This window comes from Rothia sp. P100 (genome assembly GCF_023712425.1).
GTDB lineage: Bacteria > Actinomycetota > Actinomycetes > Actinomycetales > Micrococcaceae > Rothia > Rothia endophytica.
Genome location: NZ_JAMAYG010000002.1, coordinates 200739 through 219852 on the forward strand (window position 1 = coordinate 200739; position 19114 = coordinate 219852).

General features: G+C 58.4%; 14 protein-coding genes and 6 tRNA genes. 17 read left to right on the top strand and 3 right to left on the bottom strand.

All coding sequences use genetic code 11. The features are described 5' to 3' along the window. Positions 1-101 precede the first annotated feature (101 nt). Positions 102-1334, top strand: coding sequence for an alpha/beta hydrolase family protein (locus M3668_RS05755; protein WP_251379870.1), 1233 nt, complete (start codon positions 102-104; stop codon positions 1332-1334). Here M3668_RS05755 and ybaK read toward each other — a convergent pair whose 3' ends face one another. Continuing rightward, the gene (gene ybaK / locus M3668_RS05760; protein WP_251379871.1) at positions 1335-1829 is read right to left on the bottom strand and encodes a Cys-tRNA(Pro) deacylase; all 495 of its coding nucleotides are present in this window, start codon (positions 1827-1829) and stop codon (positions 1335-1337) included. Positions 1830-1963: 134 nt separating this feature from the next. Here ybaK and zapE point away from each other — a divergent pair, with 134 nt between their 5' ends. Continuing rightward, on the top strand, positions 1964-3016 hold the full coding sequence (gene zapE, locus M3668_RS05765) for a cell division protein ZapE (protein WP_251379872.1): 1053 nt from the start codon (positions 1964-1966) through the stop codon (positions 3014-3016). Between the two features lie 129 nt (positions 3017-3145). On the opposite strand, the gene M3668_RS05770 is transcribed toward zapE, so the two are convergent. Next, complete coding sequence (locus M3668_RS05770) at positions 3146-3715, bottom strand: GNAT family N-acetyltransferase (RefSeq protein WP_251379874.1); 570 nt, start codon at positions 3713-3715, stop codon at positions 3146-3148. A gap of 219 nt (positions 3716-3934) precedes the next feature. Here M3668_RS05770 and M3668_RS05775 point away from each other — a divergent pair. The 15 genes from M3668_RS05775 (at position 3935) to M3668_RS05845 (ending at position 17472) form a co-directional block, all read left to right on the top strand. Next, positions 3935-4007: transfer RNA gene (locus M3668_RS05775), tRNA-Gly, on the top strand. Between the two features lie 23 nt (positions 4008-4030). Continuing rightward, positions 4031-4102: transfer RNA gene (locus M3668_RS05780), tRNA-Val, on the top strand. Between the two features lie 47 nt (positions 4103-4149). After that, positions 4150-4225, top strand: a tRNA-Gly gene (locus M3668_RS05785). Positions 4226-4426: 201 nt separating this feature from the next. Beyond that, a tRNA-Gly gene (locus M3668_RS05790) sits at positions 4427-4499 on the top strand. 50 nt (positions 4500-4549) lie between these two features. Beyond that, positions 4550-4623 (top strand) — tRNA-Cys (locus M3668_RS05795). A gap of 1 nt (position 4624) precedes the next feature. After that, positions 4625-4696: transfer RNA gene (locus M3668_RS05800), tRNA-Val, on the top strand. Between the two features lie 313 nt (positions 4697-5009). Beyond that, positions 5010-5723 carry a succinate dehydrogenase cytochrome b subunit gene (locus M3668_RS05805; protein ID WP_251379876.1) on the top strand — a complete coding sequence of 238 codons (714 nt, stop codon included), beginning with the start codon at positions 5010-5012 and terminating at the stop codon, positions 5721-5723. A gap of 14 nt (positions 5724-5737) precedes the next feature. Continuing rightward, entirely contained in the window at positions 5738-7678 is a 1941-nt protein-coding gene (locus M3668_RS05810) for a fumarate reductase/succinate dehydrogenase flavoprotein subunit (RefSeq protein ID WP_251379877.1), read from the top strand. Beyond that, positions 7675-8427: a succinate dehydrogenase/fumarate reductase iron-sulfur subunit gene (locus tag M3668_RS05815; protein ID WP_251379879.1), complete on the top strand. Its 753-nt coding sequence runs from the start codon at positions 7675-7677 to the stop codon at positions 8425-8427. The genes M3668_RS05810 and M3668_RS05815 overlap by 4 nt, the downstream gene beginning before the upstream one ends. Positions 8428-8526: 99 nt before the next feature. Further along, entirely contained in the window at positions 8527-9993 is a 1467-nt protein-coding gene (locus M3668_RS05820) for a DASS family sodium-coupled anion symporter (RefSeq protein ID WP_251379880.1), read from the top strand. Between the two features lie 37 nt (positions 9994-10030). Continuing rightward, positions 10031-10837, top strand: a complete 807-nt coding sequence (locus M3668_RS05825; protein ID WP_251379881.1) for an MOSC N-terminal beta barrel domain-containing protein — start codon at positions 10031-10033, stop codon at positions 10835-10837. A 72-nt stretch (positions 10838-10909) separates the two neighbouring features. Beyond that, on the top strand, positions 10910-11977 hold the full coding sequence (locus tag M3668_RS05830) for a CapA family protein (RefSeq protein ID WP_251379882.1): 1068 nt from the start codon (positions 10910-10912) through the stop codon (positions 11975-11977). Positions 11978-12247: 270 nt separating this feature from the next. Further along, a complete protein-coding gene (locus tag M3668_RS05835) occupies positions 12248-13630 on the top strand; it encodes a glycoside hydrolase family 1 protein (RefSeq protein WP_251379884.1) in 1383 nt (460 codons plus the stop codon). Positions 13631-14557: 927 nt separating this feature from the next. Then, positions 14558-16213 (top strand): ABC-F family ATP-binding cassette domain-containing protein, encoded by a 1656-nt coding sequence (locus tag M3668_RS05840; RefSeq protein ID WP_024355927.1) that lies wholly within the window; start codon positions 14558-14560, stop codon positions 16211-16213. Next, positions 16210-17472, top strand: a complete 1263-nt coding sequence (locus M3668_RS05845; RefSeq protein WP_053544137.1) for an MFS transporter — start codon at positions 16210-16212, stop codon at positions 17470-17472. Before M3668_RS05840 ends, M3668_RS05845 begins: the two co-directional genes overlap by 4 nt. A 358-nt stretch (positions 17473-17830) precedes the next feature. Here the strand turns inward: M3668_RS05845 and M3668_RS05850 are convergent. After that, a protein-coding gene (locus tag M3668_RS05850; RefSeq protein WP_251379886.1) for an IS3 family transposase occupies positions 17831-19035 on the bottom strand; the annotation gives its coding sequence in 2 pieces (ribosomal slippage) (positions 17831-18738 and positions 18738-19035; 1206 coding nt in all). Positions 19036-19114: the final 79 nt, after the last annotated feature.

Here is a 19114-nt window from a genome sequence, read left to right on the forward strand (position 1 = left end):
CCCGAGCGATGAGGTTGAGCACACCAATCTCGGCCACGTAACTCCAGTGTTCTAAACTGGTCACTATGGTTCAACTAAGCCCTGAAGAAAAACCCGCGAAAATGTGGAAACCGCTGACCTTTGGCCTGGTGTCTGGTGCGACCTTGGCTACCGTTGGTCTGGCAGGCTCAGCCGGTCTAGCAACCTATTTCGCTCGGCGCGTAGTGGTCCCTCCCAAAACCCCGGGAGAGGACGTGCGGGTACACTCTCTGGGGTATGACTCCGTTGATATCGCCGAGGGGCAAGAACCGAGCAGTATCAGAATAGACGCCACAGACCGAACTCGTGCTCGCGGCAATTACGGCTTCTACTTTTCGGGTGGAGCGGGCTTTGCGGTGCTGGGGGAGGTCACCAGTTACTCACCCAAAGACCAGACCGTCACCCGTCAGATTCTAAAAATTATGCGTGGCGATATCTCAGACATCGAGCGGGGGCGGCTGAGTGGAGTGGTAGCACCCCACCCTAGGGATGCTGGCTATGCTTTTGAAGATATTGAGCTTAATCTACCGGTTGGGCCCGCCCCTGCCTGGCTGATTCGGCCCGGTGCGTCCCTCACTGCGCTGCCAGCTCAGAAGGCTGAAAGTAGCCCTGCTACCCGTAGCTCTACCTGGGCCATCATGGTGCACGGTATGGGCGCGACCAGGGCTGAAACTCTGCGTGCCCTGAGTGCAACGCAGGCCCTAGGTCTCACCTCTTTGCATATGAGCTACCGCAATGACCGCGAAGCTCCCGCCTCAGAAGACGGTAGGTACGGTTTAGGGTTCACGGAATGGCGTGATGTTGAGGTTGCCATCGACTACGCCTTAGAGCACGGCGCGGACGATGTGGTACTTTTTGGGTGGTCTATGGGTGGGTCTATTTCACTACAGGCTGCCGATAAGGCGCGCAACCGACAGCACGTTAGGGCACTCGTATTGGACGGCCCCGCCCTTAACTGGATTGAACTCATTCAATACCACTCTCAACTCAACAAAATGCCCCTGCGTATTGGGCAGCTGGGTGTTTCGATGATTACCCACCCTGCGCTCAAGGTCTTCACCGGGCTCAAGGATCCCATCCGGTTAGAGGAAATCTCCTGGCCACACCGGGCTTCAGATATTAAGGTGCCTACCCTCATCATGCACTCAGTCGATGATGCCTATGTGCCGGTTGGCCCTTCACAGGAGCTCGCCACAAAGTCAGCCCTCGTTGATTTCGTCCCCTTCGAGGAGGCATCCCACACCCGCGAGTGGAACGTGGACCCCGTCAAGTGGGAGCGGACTGTGATTGACTGGCTAGGGCCCCGTCTGGGCTAGCTAGGAAGCTGCGATATCAGCGTAGGAACCGGCGGTGATCGCCACCAGGTCATCGCCGGTTAGCTCTACGTCCAACCCCCTTTTGCCTCCCGAGACCAACACAGTGTCAAAAAGCTGGGCAGATTCATCGACCAGCGTCGGGTGGGCAGTCTTCTGCCCCAGCGGTGAGATGCCTCCCACCACATAGCCCGTGCGTTTCTGAGCGACCGCTGGGTCAGCCATGACCGCGTTCTTCCAACCCAGCGCCGCAGCGGCAGCTTTGAGGTTAAGCTTGCCACCCACCGGCACCACACAGACCGCGAAATCCTGTTCGTGATTAATCATCAGGGTCTTGAAAACCTGTTCGGGGGAGCGGCCCAGCTTCTGGGCAGCCTCAACCCCAAAGTTGGTTTCCCCGGCAGTGTGTTCATACTCCCGCACCTCAAAGTGCACCCCGGCGCCCTGCAAAACAGCTAGCGCGGCAGTAGCAGCAGCGGTCTTCTTCTTTTTAGCCATGAGACAACCTTTCTCTACTACCCATCAACCCTAGTACCCTCGCGGCAGAGCGCAACATTGGGTAAAAGTGGGGTACAGCACTAGACTAAGCCTGTAAGAATCACCGACACGCACACGGGATAAGAGTCACACCCTTGGTCACCACCGTCCACCTCACTGATCGCACCCCCAACGTCTCAGCAGACGAACTGCTGGCGGGCTTCCGCCCCTCCGAACGATTCGGTGAGGTCTCCTTTGACACCTACCGCCCGGACCCTGCCCAGCCATCACAGCAACAAGCGGTGGACGCCCTCCGAGCCTTTGGTGCCAGCATCAACAGGGGAAGTGCAACAACAGGCGGCTTCTTCGGCAAGCTTTTCGGTGGAACCAAGAAAAAACCAGCGACTAAGGCCGGGCTCTACCTGGACGGCGGCTTTGGCGTTGGCAAAACCCACCTGCTGGCCTCCCTTTGGCACTCGGTAGAGGGCCCCAAAGCCTTTGGTACCTTCGTGGAATACACCAACCTGGTGGGTGCCCTCACCTTCCGCAAAACCGTAGAAGCCCTCTCTGCCTACAAGCTGGTCTGCATCGACGAATTTGAACTCGATGATCCCGGTGACACCGTGCTCATGTCCCGACTCATGCGCGAACTAGCAGAGGCTGGCGTCAAGCTGGTCGCCACCTCTAACACCCTGCCGGGATCACTCGGCGAAGGCCGTTTCGCTGCGGCTGACTTCAAACGTGAAATCCAGGTGCTGGCCGAACAGTTCGACGTCATCCGAGTAGACGGTGAGGACTTCCGCCACCGCGGCCTACCCGCAGCGCCCGCCCCCGTCTCTGACACGGACTTTGACACCACCGTCGCCCAAAACTTCGGTGACCTCGGCACCATCGCCGTTGATAACTTCCTAGACCTCATCAACCATCTTTCACGCGTGCACCCCTCCCGCTACCGCGAATTTATCACCGGTCTCGACGCTGTCGCCTGGAAAAACGTACAAACCATCGACCAGCAAGCTGTAGCCCTTCGCTTCGTTGTACTCGCCGACCGCCTCTACGACAAAGACCTTCCCATCATCGCCAGCGGCGTACCCTTCAATCGCGTCTTCACCCAAGAAATGATGGAAGGTGGCTACCAGAAGAAGTACTTCCGCGCGGTTTCACGCCTCACCGCACTGGCTCGTGAAGGATCTGGCCAACCGGAATAGGAGGCGCGAAACCACTCCGTTCGCTCTTGTGAGCTCGCGCGCTCGCTCCCGCTCACTCCGTCCCGTCTCACCGCACTGGCTCGTGAAGGAGCTGGCCAACCGGAGTAGGAGGCGCGAAACCACTTCTTCCTAAACAGGGAATCCCTTCTCAGCCCACTGAGCACGAGTCATGGTAGCTGTTCGCGCCGTTAGTCGAGGCTGCTCACCGCCAGGTAACCGGCGGTCAAACGTCCCCTCAGGCACCGTCCTGATGTCGGCAAAACCTACCGCCAGGGCAGCTTTCTCAGAAGCTGTGTTGCCCTCAATAGCAGTCCACGTCAGCTGATTCAGACCTATACCCTGAGGGTCAAAGGCAAAACCCATCATGACTGCCAAAGCCTCTTTAAGGATTCCCTTGCCCCGCATCTGCGGTGCCATCCAAAAGCCGACCTCAGCAGAGTCTTCCTCAATCTCAAACAAAGTGACCACACCCGCGAAAACCCCGCTATAGTCAATAGCCCATACCAGCTCACTGCCATTGGACGCCGCAACGCGAGTATAGTCAATGAACAGACGCGCATTATCCAGGGTGTAGTTCAAGGGAATGCTCTTACACCAACGCACAATCTCAGGGTCGACGCAGGCAGCGGCAATAGCTGCAGCGTCCGCATCTCGCAGGGGACGCAGGGTGAAACGTTCAGCAATCAAGCTTGGATACATAGCTAACCTCTCAATGCAGTAAACACTTCAATCCTAAATGGCTGTGGCGCAGTGCATAGACTAAAAAAATCTCTTGACTAGGGTGAGAAGGTCAAAAATTTCGCTCTGACTAGTGTAAATGAAAATTTCCGCGGAGTGTGACCTAATTTGGCAAGCGGCCGAAAAGGCTGTAATGTATATACACGTTGGTTCGAAGCGTGAAAACGCAACGAAACATCTGCGGTTGTAGCTCAGTTGGTAGAGCACCACCTTGCCAAGGTGGATGTCGCGAGTTCAAGTCTCGTCAACCGCTCGCAAAACCTTTTGTAGGTTTATGCGCGATTGGCGCAGCGGTAGCGCACTTCCTTGACATGGAAGGGGTCACTGGTTCGATCCCAGTATCGCGCACGCATGATACTTAGGTATCGCGTACAGAACTTCGGTTCAACACATCTGCGGTTGTAGCTCAGTTGGTAGAGCACCACCTTGCCAAGGTGGATGTCGCGAGTTCAAGTCTCGTCAACCGCTCCAAGAAAACCCCGGTCCCAGTGACCGGGGTTTTGTTTTACTCTCTCCCAGCAAGCGAGCGTGCATCTTCGCGCCGAGCGTCCGCTCTAAAATGGTACATTCGGTGCTACTGAGACGCACATTCACACGGTAGACATCCAGGGGCTGGGAACGGCAACACCACATTTGCCAAGATCCCCACACCTCTGTATAGTAATTCGAGTTGCGGTTGTAGCTCAGTTGGTAGAGCACCACCTTGCCAAGGTGGATGTCGCGAGTTCAAGTCTCGTCAACCGCTCTCACGAAAACCAAAAGTTTTCGCCCCTCAAACCCCAGGTTTGAGCGTGTGGTGAGGTGGTCGAGTGGTTAGGCAACGGTCTGCAAAACCGTGTACGCGGGTTCGAGTCCCGTCCTCACCTCCACGCGCGATTGGCGCAGCGGTAGCGCACTTCCTTGACATGGAAGGGGTCACTGGTTCGATCCCAGTATCGCGCACAAATGATATATGGGTATCTGGTGCTCACTGTTTCATTACAGTGACCACTCCAGGAAATTTTTATTTCCTCGCTAGCTCGGAAAATTTCCTTCCGTCTGGTTCGATCCCAGTATCGCGCACAAAGAAAACTCCCTAGCTTTTAGCTGGGGAGTTTTCGCTTTAAAACCTAAAGGTGAAAACCGAACAAACGTAAAAATTGAACTTAAACGGTTCAAGGTGGCATCTGGTCTAGAAACCACACTCCGAAAGTGCCAGGCTGAAAATGACGGTTTGAAAGCCCCTCACAGGGCCCCACCAGCACAGGAACACCACATGACTTCGAGAACCCCCGCCGCCAAGCCTCCACTGATCTCCAACGTCCTCGCCAAGTACATTATGGCCATCACCGGCATCGTCTTCGCCCTCTTCGTGATGGTGCATATGTACGGCAACCTCAAAGTCTATAAAGGCCCTGAAGCCTTCAACGACTACGCCCTCTTCCTGCGAACCCTCTTCGAGCCGCTCTTCCCCTACGAGGGTTTCCTCTGGATTTTCCGTGTCGCCCTGCTGGTCTGTCTCATCGGGCACGTAGGTTGCGCTGTCCTCCTCTCAGCACGTGCTAAAAAAGCCCGCGGATCCCACAAGCGCAGGGGCCTTAAAGGCTTCAAATCCTTCACCGCCCGCACTATGCCTGTCACAGGCGTCGTCCTCTTGCTCTTTATCATCTTCCACATTCTTGACCTGACCGCAGGCGTGGGTGTGGCACCCGCAGAATTCCAGCACGGTAGCCAAGCAGGCAGTTTCGCCTATGAGAACTTGGTCGCCAGTTTCCAACGCCCTGTAGTAGCCCTCATCTACCTTCTTGCCATGGTCATTCTCTTCCTGCACCTAGCCCACGGGCTCTGGGCAGCGGTCTACGACTTCGGTGTGACCGTCAGCGAAAAAGCCCGCTCCTGGGTCATCCTCGTTGCCGGTGTGTACGCGCTCATCATCATGCTGGGCAACATCAGCATCCCCCTTGCTGTGCTCTTCGGGCTAGTGAAATAGAAAGATAAGCAATCATGGTTAACGTCAATATTTCCTACGCAGACCCCGTTGACGGCAAAGTGCCGGACGGCCCTCCCTCGACCGCCTGGGCTCGCCGCCGCGACCAATACAAACTAGTCTCGCCCCTTAACCGCCGCAAGTTCAAAGTCATTGTGGTGGGGACAGGTCTAGCCGGTGCCGGCTGTACCGCGGCACTGGGGGAGTTGGGCTACCAGGTATCTGCCTACACCATTCACGACGCGGCCCGCCGTGCCCACTCGGTAGCAGCCCAGGGCGGCATTAACGCGGCCCGTGCCCGTAAGGTTGATAATGACTCCATCCACCGCTTCGTCAAAGACACCGTCAAGGGCGGGGACTTCCGCGGACGCGAGGCCGATGTTTTCCGTCTGGCCGAAGAATCGGTGCGCGTCATCGACCACATGAACGCCATTGGCGCCCCTTTCGCCCGGGAGTACGGTGGCCAGCTGACCACCCGCTCCTTCGGTGGTGTGCAGGTCTCCCGCACCTACTACACTCGCGGACAGACCGGGCAGCAGCTGCAGGTTTCAGCGTCCCGTTCACTTCAACGCCAGGTTGCCGCCGGTACCGTTACTCTGCATACCCACGAGGAGATGCTGGACCTCATCATCAAGGACGGACGTGCCCGGGGCATCGTCACCCGCAACCTGAAAACCGGTGAGGTGCGAGCAGAAACTGCCCACGCCGTCGTGCTGGCAACCGGCGGCTATGGCAACGTTTTTCACCGCTCAACTTTGGCAAAGAACTCCAACGTGACCGCTGCCTGGCGCGCAGTGCGCCGGGGGGCCTACTTTGCGTCCCCCTCCTACATTCAGTTCCACCCCACCGCCTTACCGATTAGCCACAAGTGGCAGTCCAAGACCACGCTGATGTCTGAGTCCCTGCGCAACGACGGGCGTATCTGGGTGCCCAAATTGGCAAGCGATGACCGGCCTGCCAACGCCATTCCCGAGGACGAACGGGACTACTACCTGGAGCGCAAGTACCCCGCCTTTGCGAACCTCACCCCGCGCGATATTGCCTCGCGTGCAGCCCGCGAACAGATTGAAAGCGGCCACGGCGTTGGGCCGCTGAAGAACTCGGTTTACCTAGACTTTAGAGACGCCAAGGAGCGTCTGGGCGTCAAAGTGCTGGATGAACGTTACGGCAACCTCTTTGAGATGTACCGGGACGCAACCGGCGAGGACCCCCACGAGGTGCCTATGCGTATCGCCCCCGGCGCCCACTTCGCCATGGGCGGGTTGTGGACTGACTACGACCAGATGAGCAACATACCCGGGCTTTTTGTGGGCGGTGAAGCCGGCTGGGGCTACCACGGTGCTAACCGGCTGGGAGCTAACTCCCTGCTCTCTGCCTGTGTAGACGGCTGGTTCACCCTGCCCTACTCGGTCCCCAACTACCTGGCCCAGCACCTGGGTGAAACCCTGCTAGAACGTACTGACCCCGCCGTGCAGGGCGTCCTGAAGGACGTTTCAAAGAGAGTAAACCACCTGATGAAGATTGGCGGTAAAACTCCGGCAGACCGTATCCATGCTGAACTGGGTGAAATCCTCTACGAGGGCTGCGGGGTGAGCCGTAGCGAAGCTAAACTCACCGCCGCCATCGAGAAAATCAGGGCTCTAAGAGAGGTCTTCTACACCGACCTCTTTATTCCGGGCAACCCCCAGAGCTTCAACCAGGAACTCGAGCGCGCCGGCCGCCTGGAGGACTACCTGCAGATGGCAGAACTCATGTGCATCGATGCCTTGGACCGCAAGGAATCAGCTGGTGCCCACTTCCGCGAGGAATACCAAACCGAAGAGGGCGAGGCAGCCCGCAACGATGAGGACTGGTGCTTTGTCAGCATCTGGGAGGAGGGCGCAGATGGTGCCCACATCCGCCACGCTGAACCGCTGGACTTCAAAGACATCACCCTAGAAACGAGGAACTACAAGTGAAACTCACCATTGAAGTCTGGCGCCAAGATAACACGGCTACAGCAGGCCGATTTGAAACCTACACTGTTACCGGTGCCTACGAAGAAATGTCCCTGTTAGAGCTCATTGACTACCTCAACGATCAGCTAGTTTCGGAGGGTCGCGAGCCGATTGCCTACGAGTCTGACTGCCGTGAAGGTATCTGCGGCACCTGCGGTATCACCGTTAACGATCAGCCCCACGGCCCGGTGCCCAACACGCCCTCCTGCCGCCAGCATCTGCGTTCCTTCAAGGACGGGGACAATCTCCGCCTAGAGCCCTTCCGGTCCGAAGCATTCCCCGTCGTCCGTGACCTGGTGGTTGACCGCACCGCCCTAGACGACGTCATCCGCGCCGGCGGTTTTGTCTCGGTGGATGCTGGGACTGCTGCAGATGCCGACTCCATGCAAATCGGTCACGGTCGGGCTGAACAGGCACTCGACTTTTCAGCCTGCATTGGGTGCGGTGCCTGCATCGCAGCCTGCCCCAACGGTTCAGCTAACCTCTACGCTGGTTCAGCGCTGCAAAGCCTTTCCCTGCTGCCTCAGGGGCAAGCTGAACGCTCCTCCCGCGCCCGTAACCTGCTGGCCGAAGCGGATACCCACTTTGGCCCCTGCTCGGTTTACGGTGAATGTGCTGTTACCTGCCCGGCAGGCATCCCGCTTTCAGCTATCGCCGCCGTCAACCGTGAGCGAGCCCGCTCCGCCTTCCGTAAGGGCAAGGACGACTAGCCTCCTCGCTGGGGAATTAACCCTTAGACGGGAGTAGGCTAGGAAGAAAAAATACCTACTTCGAGCGCGTAGCTTGAGGGCTGCGCGAAGAAAGCAACCATGACATCTGCACCACAGCCAGGAGTTCCTGTAGCCCCGGCACCAGCTCGTGAACGAAATATGATGATTGCCAAAATCATAGCGATTTTGGCTGTGACTCTAATTCTTTTCTTCCTGCCTGCCCCCGAAGGGGTCGACCCACGCGGTATGCACATGGCGGGTATTTTTGCCGGTACCATTTTGGGGTTGATTCTGCAGCCCCTGCCTACTGCGTCAGTGGCGCTGATTGGTCTGGCTGCAGCGATGATGACCGGCACCATGGCTGCAAAAGATGAGGCACTGACCGGCTTTGGCAATCCCACCATCTGGCTGATTGTCGCCGCTTTCTTCATTGCCGACGGTTTCTTGATCACCGGCCTGGGGCGCCGTATCGCCCTGATGTTTGTATCCAAGCTGGGGCGCTCGTCCCTGGGCCTTGCCTACGGCATGGCACTGACCGACCTAGTTCTTGCACCGGCTACGCCCTCTAACACGGCTCGTGCCGGTGGCGTGGTCTACCCCATCATCAAATCGCTGGCAATGGTGAATAACTCTGAACCCACCACCACGGACTCCCGCAAACGTCTGGGCTCTTACCTGTCGCTGACCGCGATTCAGGTCAATACCATCACCTCAGCCATGTTCATTACGGCGATGGCGGGCAACCCTCTGGCAGTGGGCTTCGCTGAGCAGCAGGGCGTTCACATTACCTGGGGCACCTGGGCTCTGGGCGCACTGGTGCCCGGTTTGGTCGCTTTGCTGGCTATGCCCTGGGTCATGATGAAAATCTATCCGCCCACCCTGCGCCAGACTCCGGACGCTCCTGCTCACGCTCGTGTGCAACTCAAGGAATCGGGGCCTATGTCCCGCGCCGAAATCATTATGCTGATGACCTTCCTGCTCCTTTTGGCGCTGTGGATTCTAGGCTCAACCATCGGTGTCAATGCCACCTCAGCTGCCTTCTTGGGCATCGCGATTCTGCTGGCCGGCAAGGTACTGACCTGGAACGACATGGCGAAGAATTCCGGTGCCTGGTCCACCCTCATTTTCTTCTCGGTGCTGGTAGCTATGGCAGAACACCTCAACACCCTGGGGGTTATTACCTGGATTGGTAACTCTGGGAGCTCACTGGTCGGAGGCATGCCCTGGCCGCTCGCTTTCGCCGTGCTCTTCCTGGTCTACTTCTACGTCCACTACCTCTTTGCGTCCAACACCGCACAAATTGTCGCCATGTACGCGGTCTTCCTGGCAGCGGCTGTCGCCGCAGGCACCCCGGCGATGTTCGCTGCTCTGATGTTCGGTTTCGCCGGCAACCTGATCGGCGGGTTGACCCACTACGCCTCGGGCCCTGCAGGCGTCATCTTTGGTTCGGGTTACGTTCCCACCAACGAATGGTTCAAAAAGAGCTTCATTGCCTCGGTCGTTAACATCGTCATATGGGGTAGCGTTGGCACGCTCTGGCTCATGCTGATCGGCCTGTGGAATTAGCCTTTTGCCGCGCTGTGTGGCTTGTTAAGCTGGGGGTATGCTCCAGCTAACGGTCACACACTTCGGTTTCAGCCCGGTCAAAGGCGCCCGGCACACCGCCCACACGAGGGCGGAACGTGGCCCCGGTGGCATTGTTTTTAATCGCCGCTGGGGTCTTGTTCTGCCCCAGACGGGTAAGGTAGCGCGATCTGTTGCCTACCCGAAACTGGTGCAGGTAGAGAATTCTGTGAGCGAGTGTGGTCACGGGACGGTACTCGAGGTGCGTATCCTGGGGAAGGGCAGCTTCACTCTTGAGCCACTATCTAAGGGAGAAGTCCGGGCTTTTGATTTTTGGGGTCAGCCTAAGCGCCTATCCCTCTACGACCACCCGGTCAATAGAGCTCTGTCTGATTTCCTTCACGAGCAGGTGGTGCTGGCCTATGCCCTTGACCCGCTGATTTTTGGCGCCCCGCTGAGTCTGGTAGGTTCTGCCACTTTAGAGGAGCTAGGACGTAGGGTAGAGCTACCTTCTAACCACGAAACCGGCGTGGTGTCAGTAGACGCTGCCCGCCTGCGGTGCAACCTGGTCGTCCAGACGGATGAACCCTTTATTGAAGACACGTGGGCAGGGCAACAGGTTCAGCTACACGTGCTAGCCCACCGAGAGGGGAAGCCCGTTCCTGGCGACTTAGACGGGGTAAAACTCACCCTCGGTGAGCCTATCGGCAGGTGCGCTGTCATCGATACCAACCCGGTCTCAGGCGTCCGCGACATGAAACTGCTCAAGAACCTGGCAGGCTACCGGCCCCGCAATCAGCGTGGAGAACCGGTGGCGGGTGTCTATGCAAACTTCAACGTAACGTAATAAGCGGGAGCAAAGAGGGGCACCGGTAGAGTGGGAAGCATAGTTCTTTCCCACGGTGAAACGAGTTGACGCATGAAGAGCCCCCACATAGTTTTGGCTTTAGCCGCCGCAACGACCCTCCTTCTCTCCGGCTGTACCGGTGATTTTTTGGTGCACAATCTCTTGTGGGCTCAGGCCAGTACTGATGCCCGCTTGACCGGGCAAGAGCTGCTGGATTTTGAGCCGATGATTGCATCTCAAAAGCCCTACTTAGAGAAATCAGATCTGGCCGTGTGCCAAATGGAAACCCCGGTAGCCGTTGAAAGCGGCCCCTACAGCGGCTACCCCAGCTTCAATGTACCTCCTCAGATTCTTACGGCGGCAGCTAACATTGGCTGGGACGCCTGCATGACGGCCAGTAATCACTCCATTGATCAGGGGACTGCGGGGCTCGAACGAACCTATAGAGCCGTTGAGGCAGCCGGTATGGGGGTCACCGGCACCAACCTGAGCGAAGATGAATCCCAGCAACCCGATATCTTTGAAAGCGCCAATGGCGTCAAGATTGCGGTGGTTACCGGCACCTACGGGCTTAACGGGCAGGTTCCCGAGCACAACTGGCAGGTAGATATGCTCGACACCAAGACTATGCTCGCTAAGGCTCAACGAGCTAGAGAAAAAGGTGCTGATATCGTGGTCGCCAATATGCACGCCGGTGATGAATACGTCACCGAGCCCAACAACCAACAGGTCACAGTCGCTCGTGAGCTGTCAGATTCCGAGGCCTTTGATCTGATCGTAGGTCAGCACGCTCACACCGTCCAGCCCATCGAAAAGTTCGGGGACACCTGGGTTGTCTACGGTATGGGCAATAACGTCACGGAGCTCTCACCGTCCATCGTGGGTAACAACGAGGGCATTATGGTCAACGCCATCATGACGCGCGATGATGCAGGGGACTGGTCGGTCAAGACGATGCGCTGGGCACCGAGCATGATGGTTGATGACCCTAGCTACCGCTACTGCATTACCTCACCCAGTGCAGCAGCAAGCTCCTGCGCTGCGCCGGCACTTGCAGCAGCTTCTTACGCGCGTGTTAAACAGGCAGTAGAATCCCGCGGAGGAGTTGCTGATGGGTTGCAGGAATGGGTGCTTAACTAAAAACCAGAGAGCGCAAAGGACACTGGGCACATGGGAGGCAACCTCAGGGGAAAACTGCTCAATGAAAATCTTGGCAAAGACCGCGAAAACGGGAGTGGCGCCCTGAGCAGGTGCCATGGTAAAGGTATCAAAACCCATGATGGAATCCTCAGAGAGAATCACAAAGCCTGCTGCCTGCCAGAAATATTTTTCTGCTGATACAGTGATTCTCGGGGTCTTTTCTTTTTCAGGCAGATACTGCCTGCACAGTACACGAAGGCAGATGAGACGATGTTTCCTCACAATTTTCTCTGGGGCGGGGCAACCGCAGCTAACCAAATCGAAGGCGCCTATCGGGCAGACGCTAAGGGACTCAGCGTCCAGGACGTCATGCCTCACGGCCTGCGCACCCCACCCACCGCTGAACCCACGGACGATAATCTCAAACGTGAAGCCATCGACTTCTATCACCGCTACCGTGAAGACATCGATCTTTTCGCTGAAATGGGCTTCAAAACCTTCCGACTCTCCTTCGCCTGGAGCCGTATCTTCCCTCAGGGGGACGAAGCAGAACCCAACGCAGCGGGCCTTGAATTTTACGACCGGGTGATTGACTACCTGCTCGAAAAAGGCATCGAACCGCTGGTTACCCTCAGTCACTACGAAACACCCCTGCACCTGGCAAGGCACTACGGTGGTTGGACCAACCGCGAGCTCATCACCTTCTTTGAACGCTACGCCCGCACCGTTATAGAACATTTCAAGGGGCGCGTGCGCTACTGGCTCACCTTCAACGAGATCAATTCGGTGTTGCATTTCCCCTTCTTCTCGGGCATCGAAAGCACGCCCGAGGAACTTGGCCCTCAAAAGCTCTACCAGGCCATCCACCACGAGCTGGTTGCTTCAGCCCGTGCCACCAAAATTGCCCACGACATCGACCCAGCGAACAAGGTCGGCTGCATGATTCTGGCGGTTCCCCGTTACCCTCTAACCCCTGACCCCCAGGATGCGCTCGCCGCGATGGCTGCCTCCCACGAGGATTACACCTTTGGGGATGTGCACGTGCGCGGTAGCTACCCCGGTTACTTCCTGCGCAAGCTCAAGGAGCTGGGCGTTGAACTAGAGATGACCGATGCTGATAAGGAAGACCTTAAGCACACAGTCGATTACGTTTCCTTCTCTTACTACATGTCGGTCTGTGAGTCAGCCAACCAGGAGACAGGTGGTGAGGGCAACATCATTGGCGGCGTCCCTAACCCCACCCTGAAAGCCTCAGAGTGGGGCTGGCAGATTGACCCGGTGGGGCTGCGCATCATTCTGAATGATTACTGGGACCGCTGGCAGAAACCCCTCTTCATCGTGGAAAACGGGCTGGGCGCTAATGACCAGCTGATCAACGAGACCGTTGAAGACGACTACCGCATCGACTACCTGAATGATCATCTGGTGCAGGTGGGCGAAGCGATTGAGGACGGTGTTGAGGTGCTGGGCTACACTAGCTGGGGCCCCATTGACCTGGTATCAGCCAGTACCGCTCAGATGTCCAAGCGCTACGGCTTCATCTATGTAGACCGGAATGACGACGGTTCGGGTAGCTTGGAGCGCTACCGCAAGAAGTCCTTTGACTGGTACAAGCAGGTCATTGCCAGCAACGGTGCCTCCCTGCGACCTTAGCCACCGGGGCGGCAGGGGAGTTAGCTGAGCTAACCCTGCCACCCCACTTAGAAAGTGGTTCTACCCCTCCAAAGCGAGGCAGGCGTACGGTCCGCCTGCTGGTTCAAGACTGGTTTAAATCGTCTTGTTAGTGAAACGAACCAGAAGAGGGGATCAGTCGGGGCACGTGTGCGCCAGCGATACTAGTTTTACAATATCTTTAGAATGAGATTCCTTGAACAAAGGGGCCCGACCCCCGGAAAGTAGACACGGGGGATGTGATCAGGAAGCAGATCTCAGCGTAACAGGACATTGCTCCTCAAACACTGCTGGAGCGAGATACCCGCACCAGGAATGCCGACGCGTGGTGTTGTAGCGATCGAGACGCTTGACTGGGCGACTGCGCAACTCTTCTTGATCCCGACGACCGAACTGGACAGGCGACGACAGGCGATTCGCAATCAGCTTGGCGACGATGCGCGCGTTCAGCGCCAACTCGCCTACCTCCATGAGTCACTTAGCATCCGGCTGCGCGATGCCTACGTTCGCCGCCTCGGCATAGACCCCGCCGACACATCTGACTTGCGTCCACAGATTCTCGTGGGGCTTTACCTCTCTCTCGCTACTGAGGTGTCGGGCCGGTCACAATCACCGGAAGAGACGCGCCAGCGGTGGATTGCGTCGCTTCGCAGTCTGCTTTGAGAGGTCGGCACTGCTATCGACATTTACATGCTTGGTTGCGGAGGTGGGGATTGAGCGTTGCCGACCTTATGGGGTACACTGGAAGCATGCATTTGTATTTCCTGTGACGGTTGAGTAGGCCTACCGCGCTCGTTGAGCAACTCCGAGCTAGCGACGGCCGCTCGTTCTGACCCTGGAAGGGTCCCCGTCATTTGCGTGCCCGCTGGCTGTTTGGCTCGTCGTGGTGCGCCTTGCTGAAGGATTTGAATGCTTACCCCTACTAACCGTCATCCGGCGCGCCATCGCGCGCAACTCACCGCTTCCGACGTCTCCGTAATGCGAGGCGTAACCCCGGTGCTCAACCATGTCGATCTCGTCGTCACTCCCGCGTCCCGTGTGGCGATCGTCGGAGAGAACGGGCGCGGAAAGACCACACTTCTGCACGCGCTCGCGGGCACGCTGGTACCTGATAGTGGAACGATCCAGCGCATCGGCACGCTCGGGCTCGCTGAACAAGAGATGGACTCCACCGACAACCGAACCGTTGGGCAGGCCGTCGCGGAGGCCATCGCCGAACCGCTCGCAGCGCTGGCCACACTCGACGACGCCGCTGCCGCTCTCGCGGAAGGGAGTAGCGAGGCCGCAGAGCAGTACGCTGCGGCCTTGGAAGATGCGGAAGCGCTCGACGCTTGGGATGCCGAGCGCCGGGTACAAATCGCGCTCGAAGCACTCGACGCCGAAACCGACATGACGCGGTTGCTCGCTGATCTGTCTGTGGGGCAGCGATATCGAGTGCGGTTGGCCTGCCTGTTGGGGGCTGAAGATGATTTCTTACTGCTGGACGAGCCCACCAATCACCTCGACCGCAGCGGACTTGATTTCTTGACCATGCAACTCCGCACGCGCAACGGTGGTGTCGTCATCGTCAGCCACGATCGCGCGCTGCTCTCTGACATTGCGGAGACGGTGGTCGACCTCGATCCGACACCTGATGATCGCCCCCGCATCTACGGCAACGGGTACGCGGGATACCGAGAAGGGCGCGTGGCCGAGCGGGAACGCTGGGAGCAGGAGTACGACCGCCAGCAGCAGGAACAGGCCCGGCTGCAGGACAGTCTCAGCGCTGCACAGAACCGACTCGTATCGGGTTGGCGACCGGAGAAGGGGTCACCGAAGCACGGCCGCGCGACGCGCGCGGGCGGGCTGGTGCAGAGCGTGCACCGACGCCAGGAAGCACTCGAAGCACACGCGGTGACGGTACCTGAACCACCGCAGCTATTCCAGTTCCCCGACCTGCCCACACGAAAAGGGGCGGTGCTACTAAACGTCGACAACGTGAGCCTTGCCGGGCGGTTAGCGCAGCCAGTGTCGTTCGAACTCTCGCACCGCGGCAGGCTCGTGGTCACCGGCTCGAACGGGGCCGGAAAGTCGACGCTCCTGAGTATCGCGGCGGGCGAACTACTGCCAGATACGGGAACAGTGCGGACATCCCGTGGCACGCGTTTGGGTTTTCTTCGTCAGGAGACGATGCTGCCGCCTGATCGCCGGGCGAACGAGGTATACGCCCGACACCTCGACGAACTCGTCGGTCAAGGAACGCTTCAATCATCTGAGGCGGTCGGTCTCGGTCAACTTGGACTGCTGCGATCGCGCGAGGCAGGCAAACGAGTGGGTGAACTGTCGATGGGTCAACAACGACGCCTCGATCTGGCGCTCGTACTCGCGGCACGCCCGCACGTGCTACTACTAGACGAGCCCACCAACCACCTCTCCATCGCGCTCGTTGACGAACTCACCGAGGCACTCGGGGCTACCCAAGCGGCCGTCGTACTGTCGACCCACGATCGGCAACTCCTGCGCGATGTCGCCCAATGGCCTCATGTACATCTGATGGCGATGGCTGAAGGCGAGGCACTGGTATGAGCAACACCATCAAGCTACGCGCACTCCGCCCATTGGCATCACGTGATTACCGTCTCCTGTTTGCCGCCGTCGGCATCGAGGTATTCGGGACCGGTATGTGGACGATCGTCATGGTCTTCCAAGTACTCGCACTCGATGACAGCCCACTTGCCTTGTCGGCGGTTGCAACCGGAATGAGTCTTGGCCTGTTTGCGTTCTCCGTTCTCGGTGGGGTTGTCGCAGACCGGTTCTCCAAACGGCGGATTCTCATTACAGTGCAGGGCTCAACGGCCGCGATCATGACCGCCGTGGCGGTCCTGTCGCTCACCGGGAATATCGAACTTTGGCACGTCGCCGCAGCCTCGTTCGCGATGGGTGCCGGGAGCGCCTTTTTCTACCCTGCGTACAGCGCTTACCTACCTGTGGTCCTTCCGCCGGAGCAACTCCTGGCCGCGAATGGGCTCGAAGGGGCGCTCCGTCCATCGATGGGGCAAGGGCTGGGCCCGGCCCTCGGTGGAGTCATCGTCGGTATGTTCTTCCCCGCTATCGGAGCGGTCATCGTCGCGGCTTCGTACGCGATTGCTTTCGTCATCACGTTGTTTCTTAGCCGTCGTGACGAACACACTGAGCCCACTCCTCCCGAGGATCGCCCGACCGTCTGGGGTGACCTTCGTGCGGGGGTTGCCTACGTGGCTCGTACACGCTGGTTGCTTTGGACGCTGATCTTCGGGTCTTCGCTTGCGCTCATTGTCCAAGGCCCGATCGAAGTTCTCCTCCCGTTCCTCACCCGCGACCGATTCGAGGATGCTGAAGCTACTTTCGGGTTCCTTCTGGCCGCCTATGGGATAGGTGGGGCTGTCGGTTCGCTGATCGTGTCGTCGTTGAAGCTTCCTCGTCGGTACTTGACGTTTATGATCCTGTGCTGGGGTGGAGGAACACTACCTCTTGTGGTCATTGGCGTTGCCGACAATTTGATCCTCATGCTCTCCGCGCTCTTTGTCGTCGGTGCACTCACCGGGGCTGGCGTTGTCGTGTGGGGAACATTGCTGCAACGGTTGGTGCCGCTCGACATGATCGGCCGAGTCGCCAGCCTCGACTTCTTCGTTTCGATCGCGTTCATGCCGGTCTCAATCGCCATCGCAGGGCCGCTCTCACTGTTGGTTCCCATCCCCATCATCTTTGTGATTGCGGGAGTCATTCCGCCAGCTCTCGCGTTGATCGCATTGCTGGCCGGGCGCATGCGCCAGACCGAGGACAGTCAACCACTAGACGCAGACTGACCTCGATGGCTCTGGGAATATCCCGGACGTTCGGCTTCGAGCCTTTAGTGGCTCGAAGCCGAACTTTTCGTACCGCTGGCCCGATCTCCGCAGAAGACTGCGCGAGGCTGATCTTCGTGCGTGCCGGATCGGTTCTGTTGCACAACGAGCTGGGTGTGCAACAGGCGAACGTTGGAGACGTCATCACATTGGGGTCAAATGCCATGTTCGGCTATGAACCGGAAGGCTTCGTGACCGTGACAACGATCTGCCTTGATCTCGACTACGTTATCGACCAAGTGTTCTGGCAACATGCCGCCAAGTTCACCGACCGGCTGGAGGGGGCCCGACCCCCGGAAAGTAGACACGGGGGATGTGATCAGGAAGCAGATCTCAGCGTAACAGGACATTGCTCCTCAAACACTGCTGGAGCGAGATACCCGCACCAGGAATGCCGACGCGTGGTGTTGTAGCGGGTACACCAGCGGAAAACAACTCGCCGGCACTGCAACTGATTGGCAAACGTCTTTGCGTCCTGGAGGACCTCACGCTTCAACGCGGCGTTGAAGGACTCCGCCAGGGCGTTATCAGCGCTGCTGCCGATCGCGCCCATCGACTGCCGGATCCCCAGCTGCGTACACGTGTCCTGGAACGCATGGGAAGTGTAGACACTGCCATGGTCCGAGTGAAAAATTGCGTCGTCGAGACTTCCGTGCTGGCCCTTGGCCATCACCAGGGCGTCCTGGACCAGGGAAGAACGCATGTGATCGGCAATCGCGAAGCCGACCAGCCGGCGGGAGAAACAGTCGATGACCGTGGCCAGGTACATATTCGACCCGTCCGCGATCGGCAGGTACGTGATATCGCCGACGTAGACCTGGTTCGGTGCCGGGGCGGTGAACCTCCGGCCGACGAGATCCGGAAACACCGGCTTCCTCCCATCCGAGACAGTCGTGGTGACCTTGCGTTTCTTGGAGTAGCCAACCAGTTGCAACGAGCGCATGATCCGGGCGACTTTCTTGTGATTGACCGGACTGCCGGGCGAGTCGTCGTTGAGTTGCGCCGTGATGCGTTTGGAGCCGTAGCAGCCGCGTTCTGCGGCGAACACGGCCTTGACCCGTGCGCCGAGGATCGCGTCGCTGAGCAGGCGTTGTGTCCTGGCGGAGGAGGTGTTTCTCCATTTGTAATACGAGGACCGGTTGAGTTTCAGAACCTCACATAACCGCTTGACCGAATGGCTGTTCTTGGCGTCGTCAACGAACTGGAAGCGGATCACCAGGTCGTCTCTTCCGCAAAATATTTCGCGGCCTTGCGCAGGATGTCGCGCTCTTCCTTCAGTCGGGCGTTTTCCCGTTCCAGCTGGCGGATACGTTCGGCATCGGTCACCGATGTCGGGGTCTGCGAGGCGGCCTCGGTGCTGGTGGTGGTGCGGGCGCCGGTGCCGTATTTGCGGACCCAGATCTGGAGGGTGTTGCGGTTGACGCCGAGTTCGGTGGCGAGGGCGTTGATCGATACGCCGGGGGAATTCTCGTAGAGGGCGACCGCGTCGTGGCGGAATTCCTCGGTGTAGGTCTTGCTGGGCATGGTGGCAGGTTACCTTTCTTCCCCGGCAGAAAGCCGGGTTGTCGGGTGTCTACCAAACAGGGGTCAGGTCCAAGTCCCT

Excerpts from the sequence above, each read along its gene's own strand:
- M3668_RS05820 (WP_251379880.1), top strand. The coding sequence starts at position 8,527 with ATGACATCTGCACCACAGCCAGGAGTTCCTGTAGCCCCGGCACCAGCT.
- M3668_RS05835 (WP_251379884.1), top strand. The coding sequence starts at position 12,248 with ATGTTTCCTCACAATTTTCTCTGGGGCGGGGCAACCGCAGCTAACCAA.
- M3668_RS05805 (WP_251379876.1), top strand. The coding sequence starts at position 5,010 with ATGACTTCGAGAACCCCCGCCGCCAAGCCTCCACTGATCTCCAACGTC.
- M3668_RS05755 (WP_251379870.1), top strand. The coding sequence starts at position 102 with ATGTGGAAACCGCTGACCTTTGGCCTGGTGTCTGGTGCGACCTTGGCT.
- M3668_RS05825 (WP_251379881.1), top strand. The coding sequence starts at position 10,031 with ATGCTCCAGCTAACGGTCACACACTTCGGTTTCAGCCCGGTCAAAGGC.
- M3668_RS05845 (WP_053544137.1), top strand. The coding sequence starts at position 16,210 with ATGAGCAACACCATCAAGCTACGCGCACTCCGCCCATTGGCATCACGT.
- M3668_RS05770 (WP_251379874.1), bottom strand. The coding sequence starts at position 3,715 with ATGTATCCAAGCTTGATTGCTGAACGTTTCACCCTGCGTCCCCTGCGA.
- M3668_RS05840 (WP_024355927.1), top strand. The coding sequence starts at position 14,558 with ATGCTTACCCCTACTAACCGTCATCCGGCGCGCCATCGCGCGCAACTC.
- M3668_RS05810 (WP_251379877.1), top strand. The coding sequence starts at position 5,738 with ATGGTTAACGTCAATATTTCCTACGCAGACCCCGTTGACGGCAAAGTG.
- M3668_RS05830 (WP_251379882.1), top strand. The coding sequence starts at position 10,910 with ATGAAGAGCCCCCACATAGTTTTGGCTTTAGCCGCCGCAACGACCCTC.
- ybaK (WP_251379871.1), bottom strand. The coding sequence starts at position 1,829 with ATGGCTAAAAAGAAGAAGACCGCTGCTGCTACTGCCGCGCTAGCTGTT.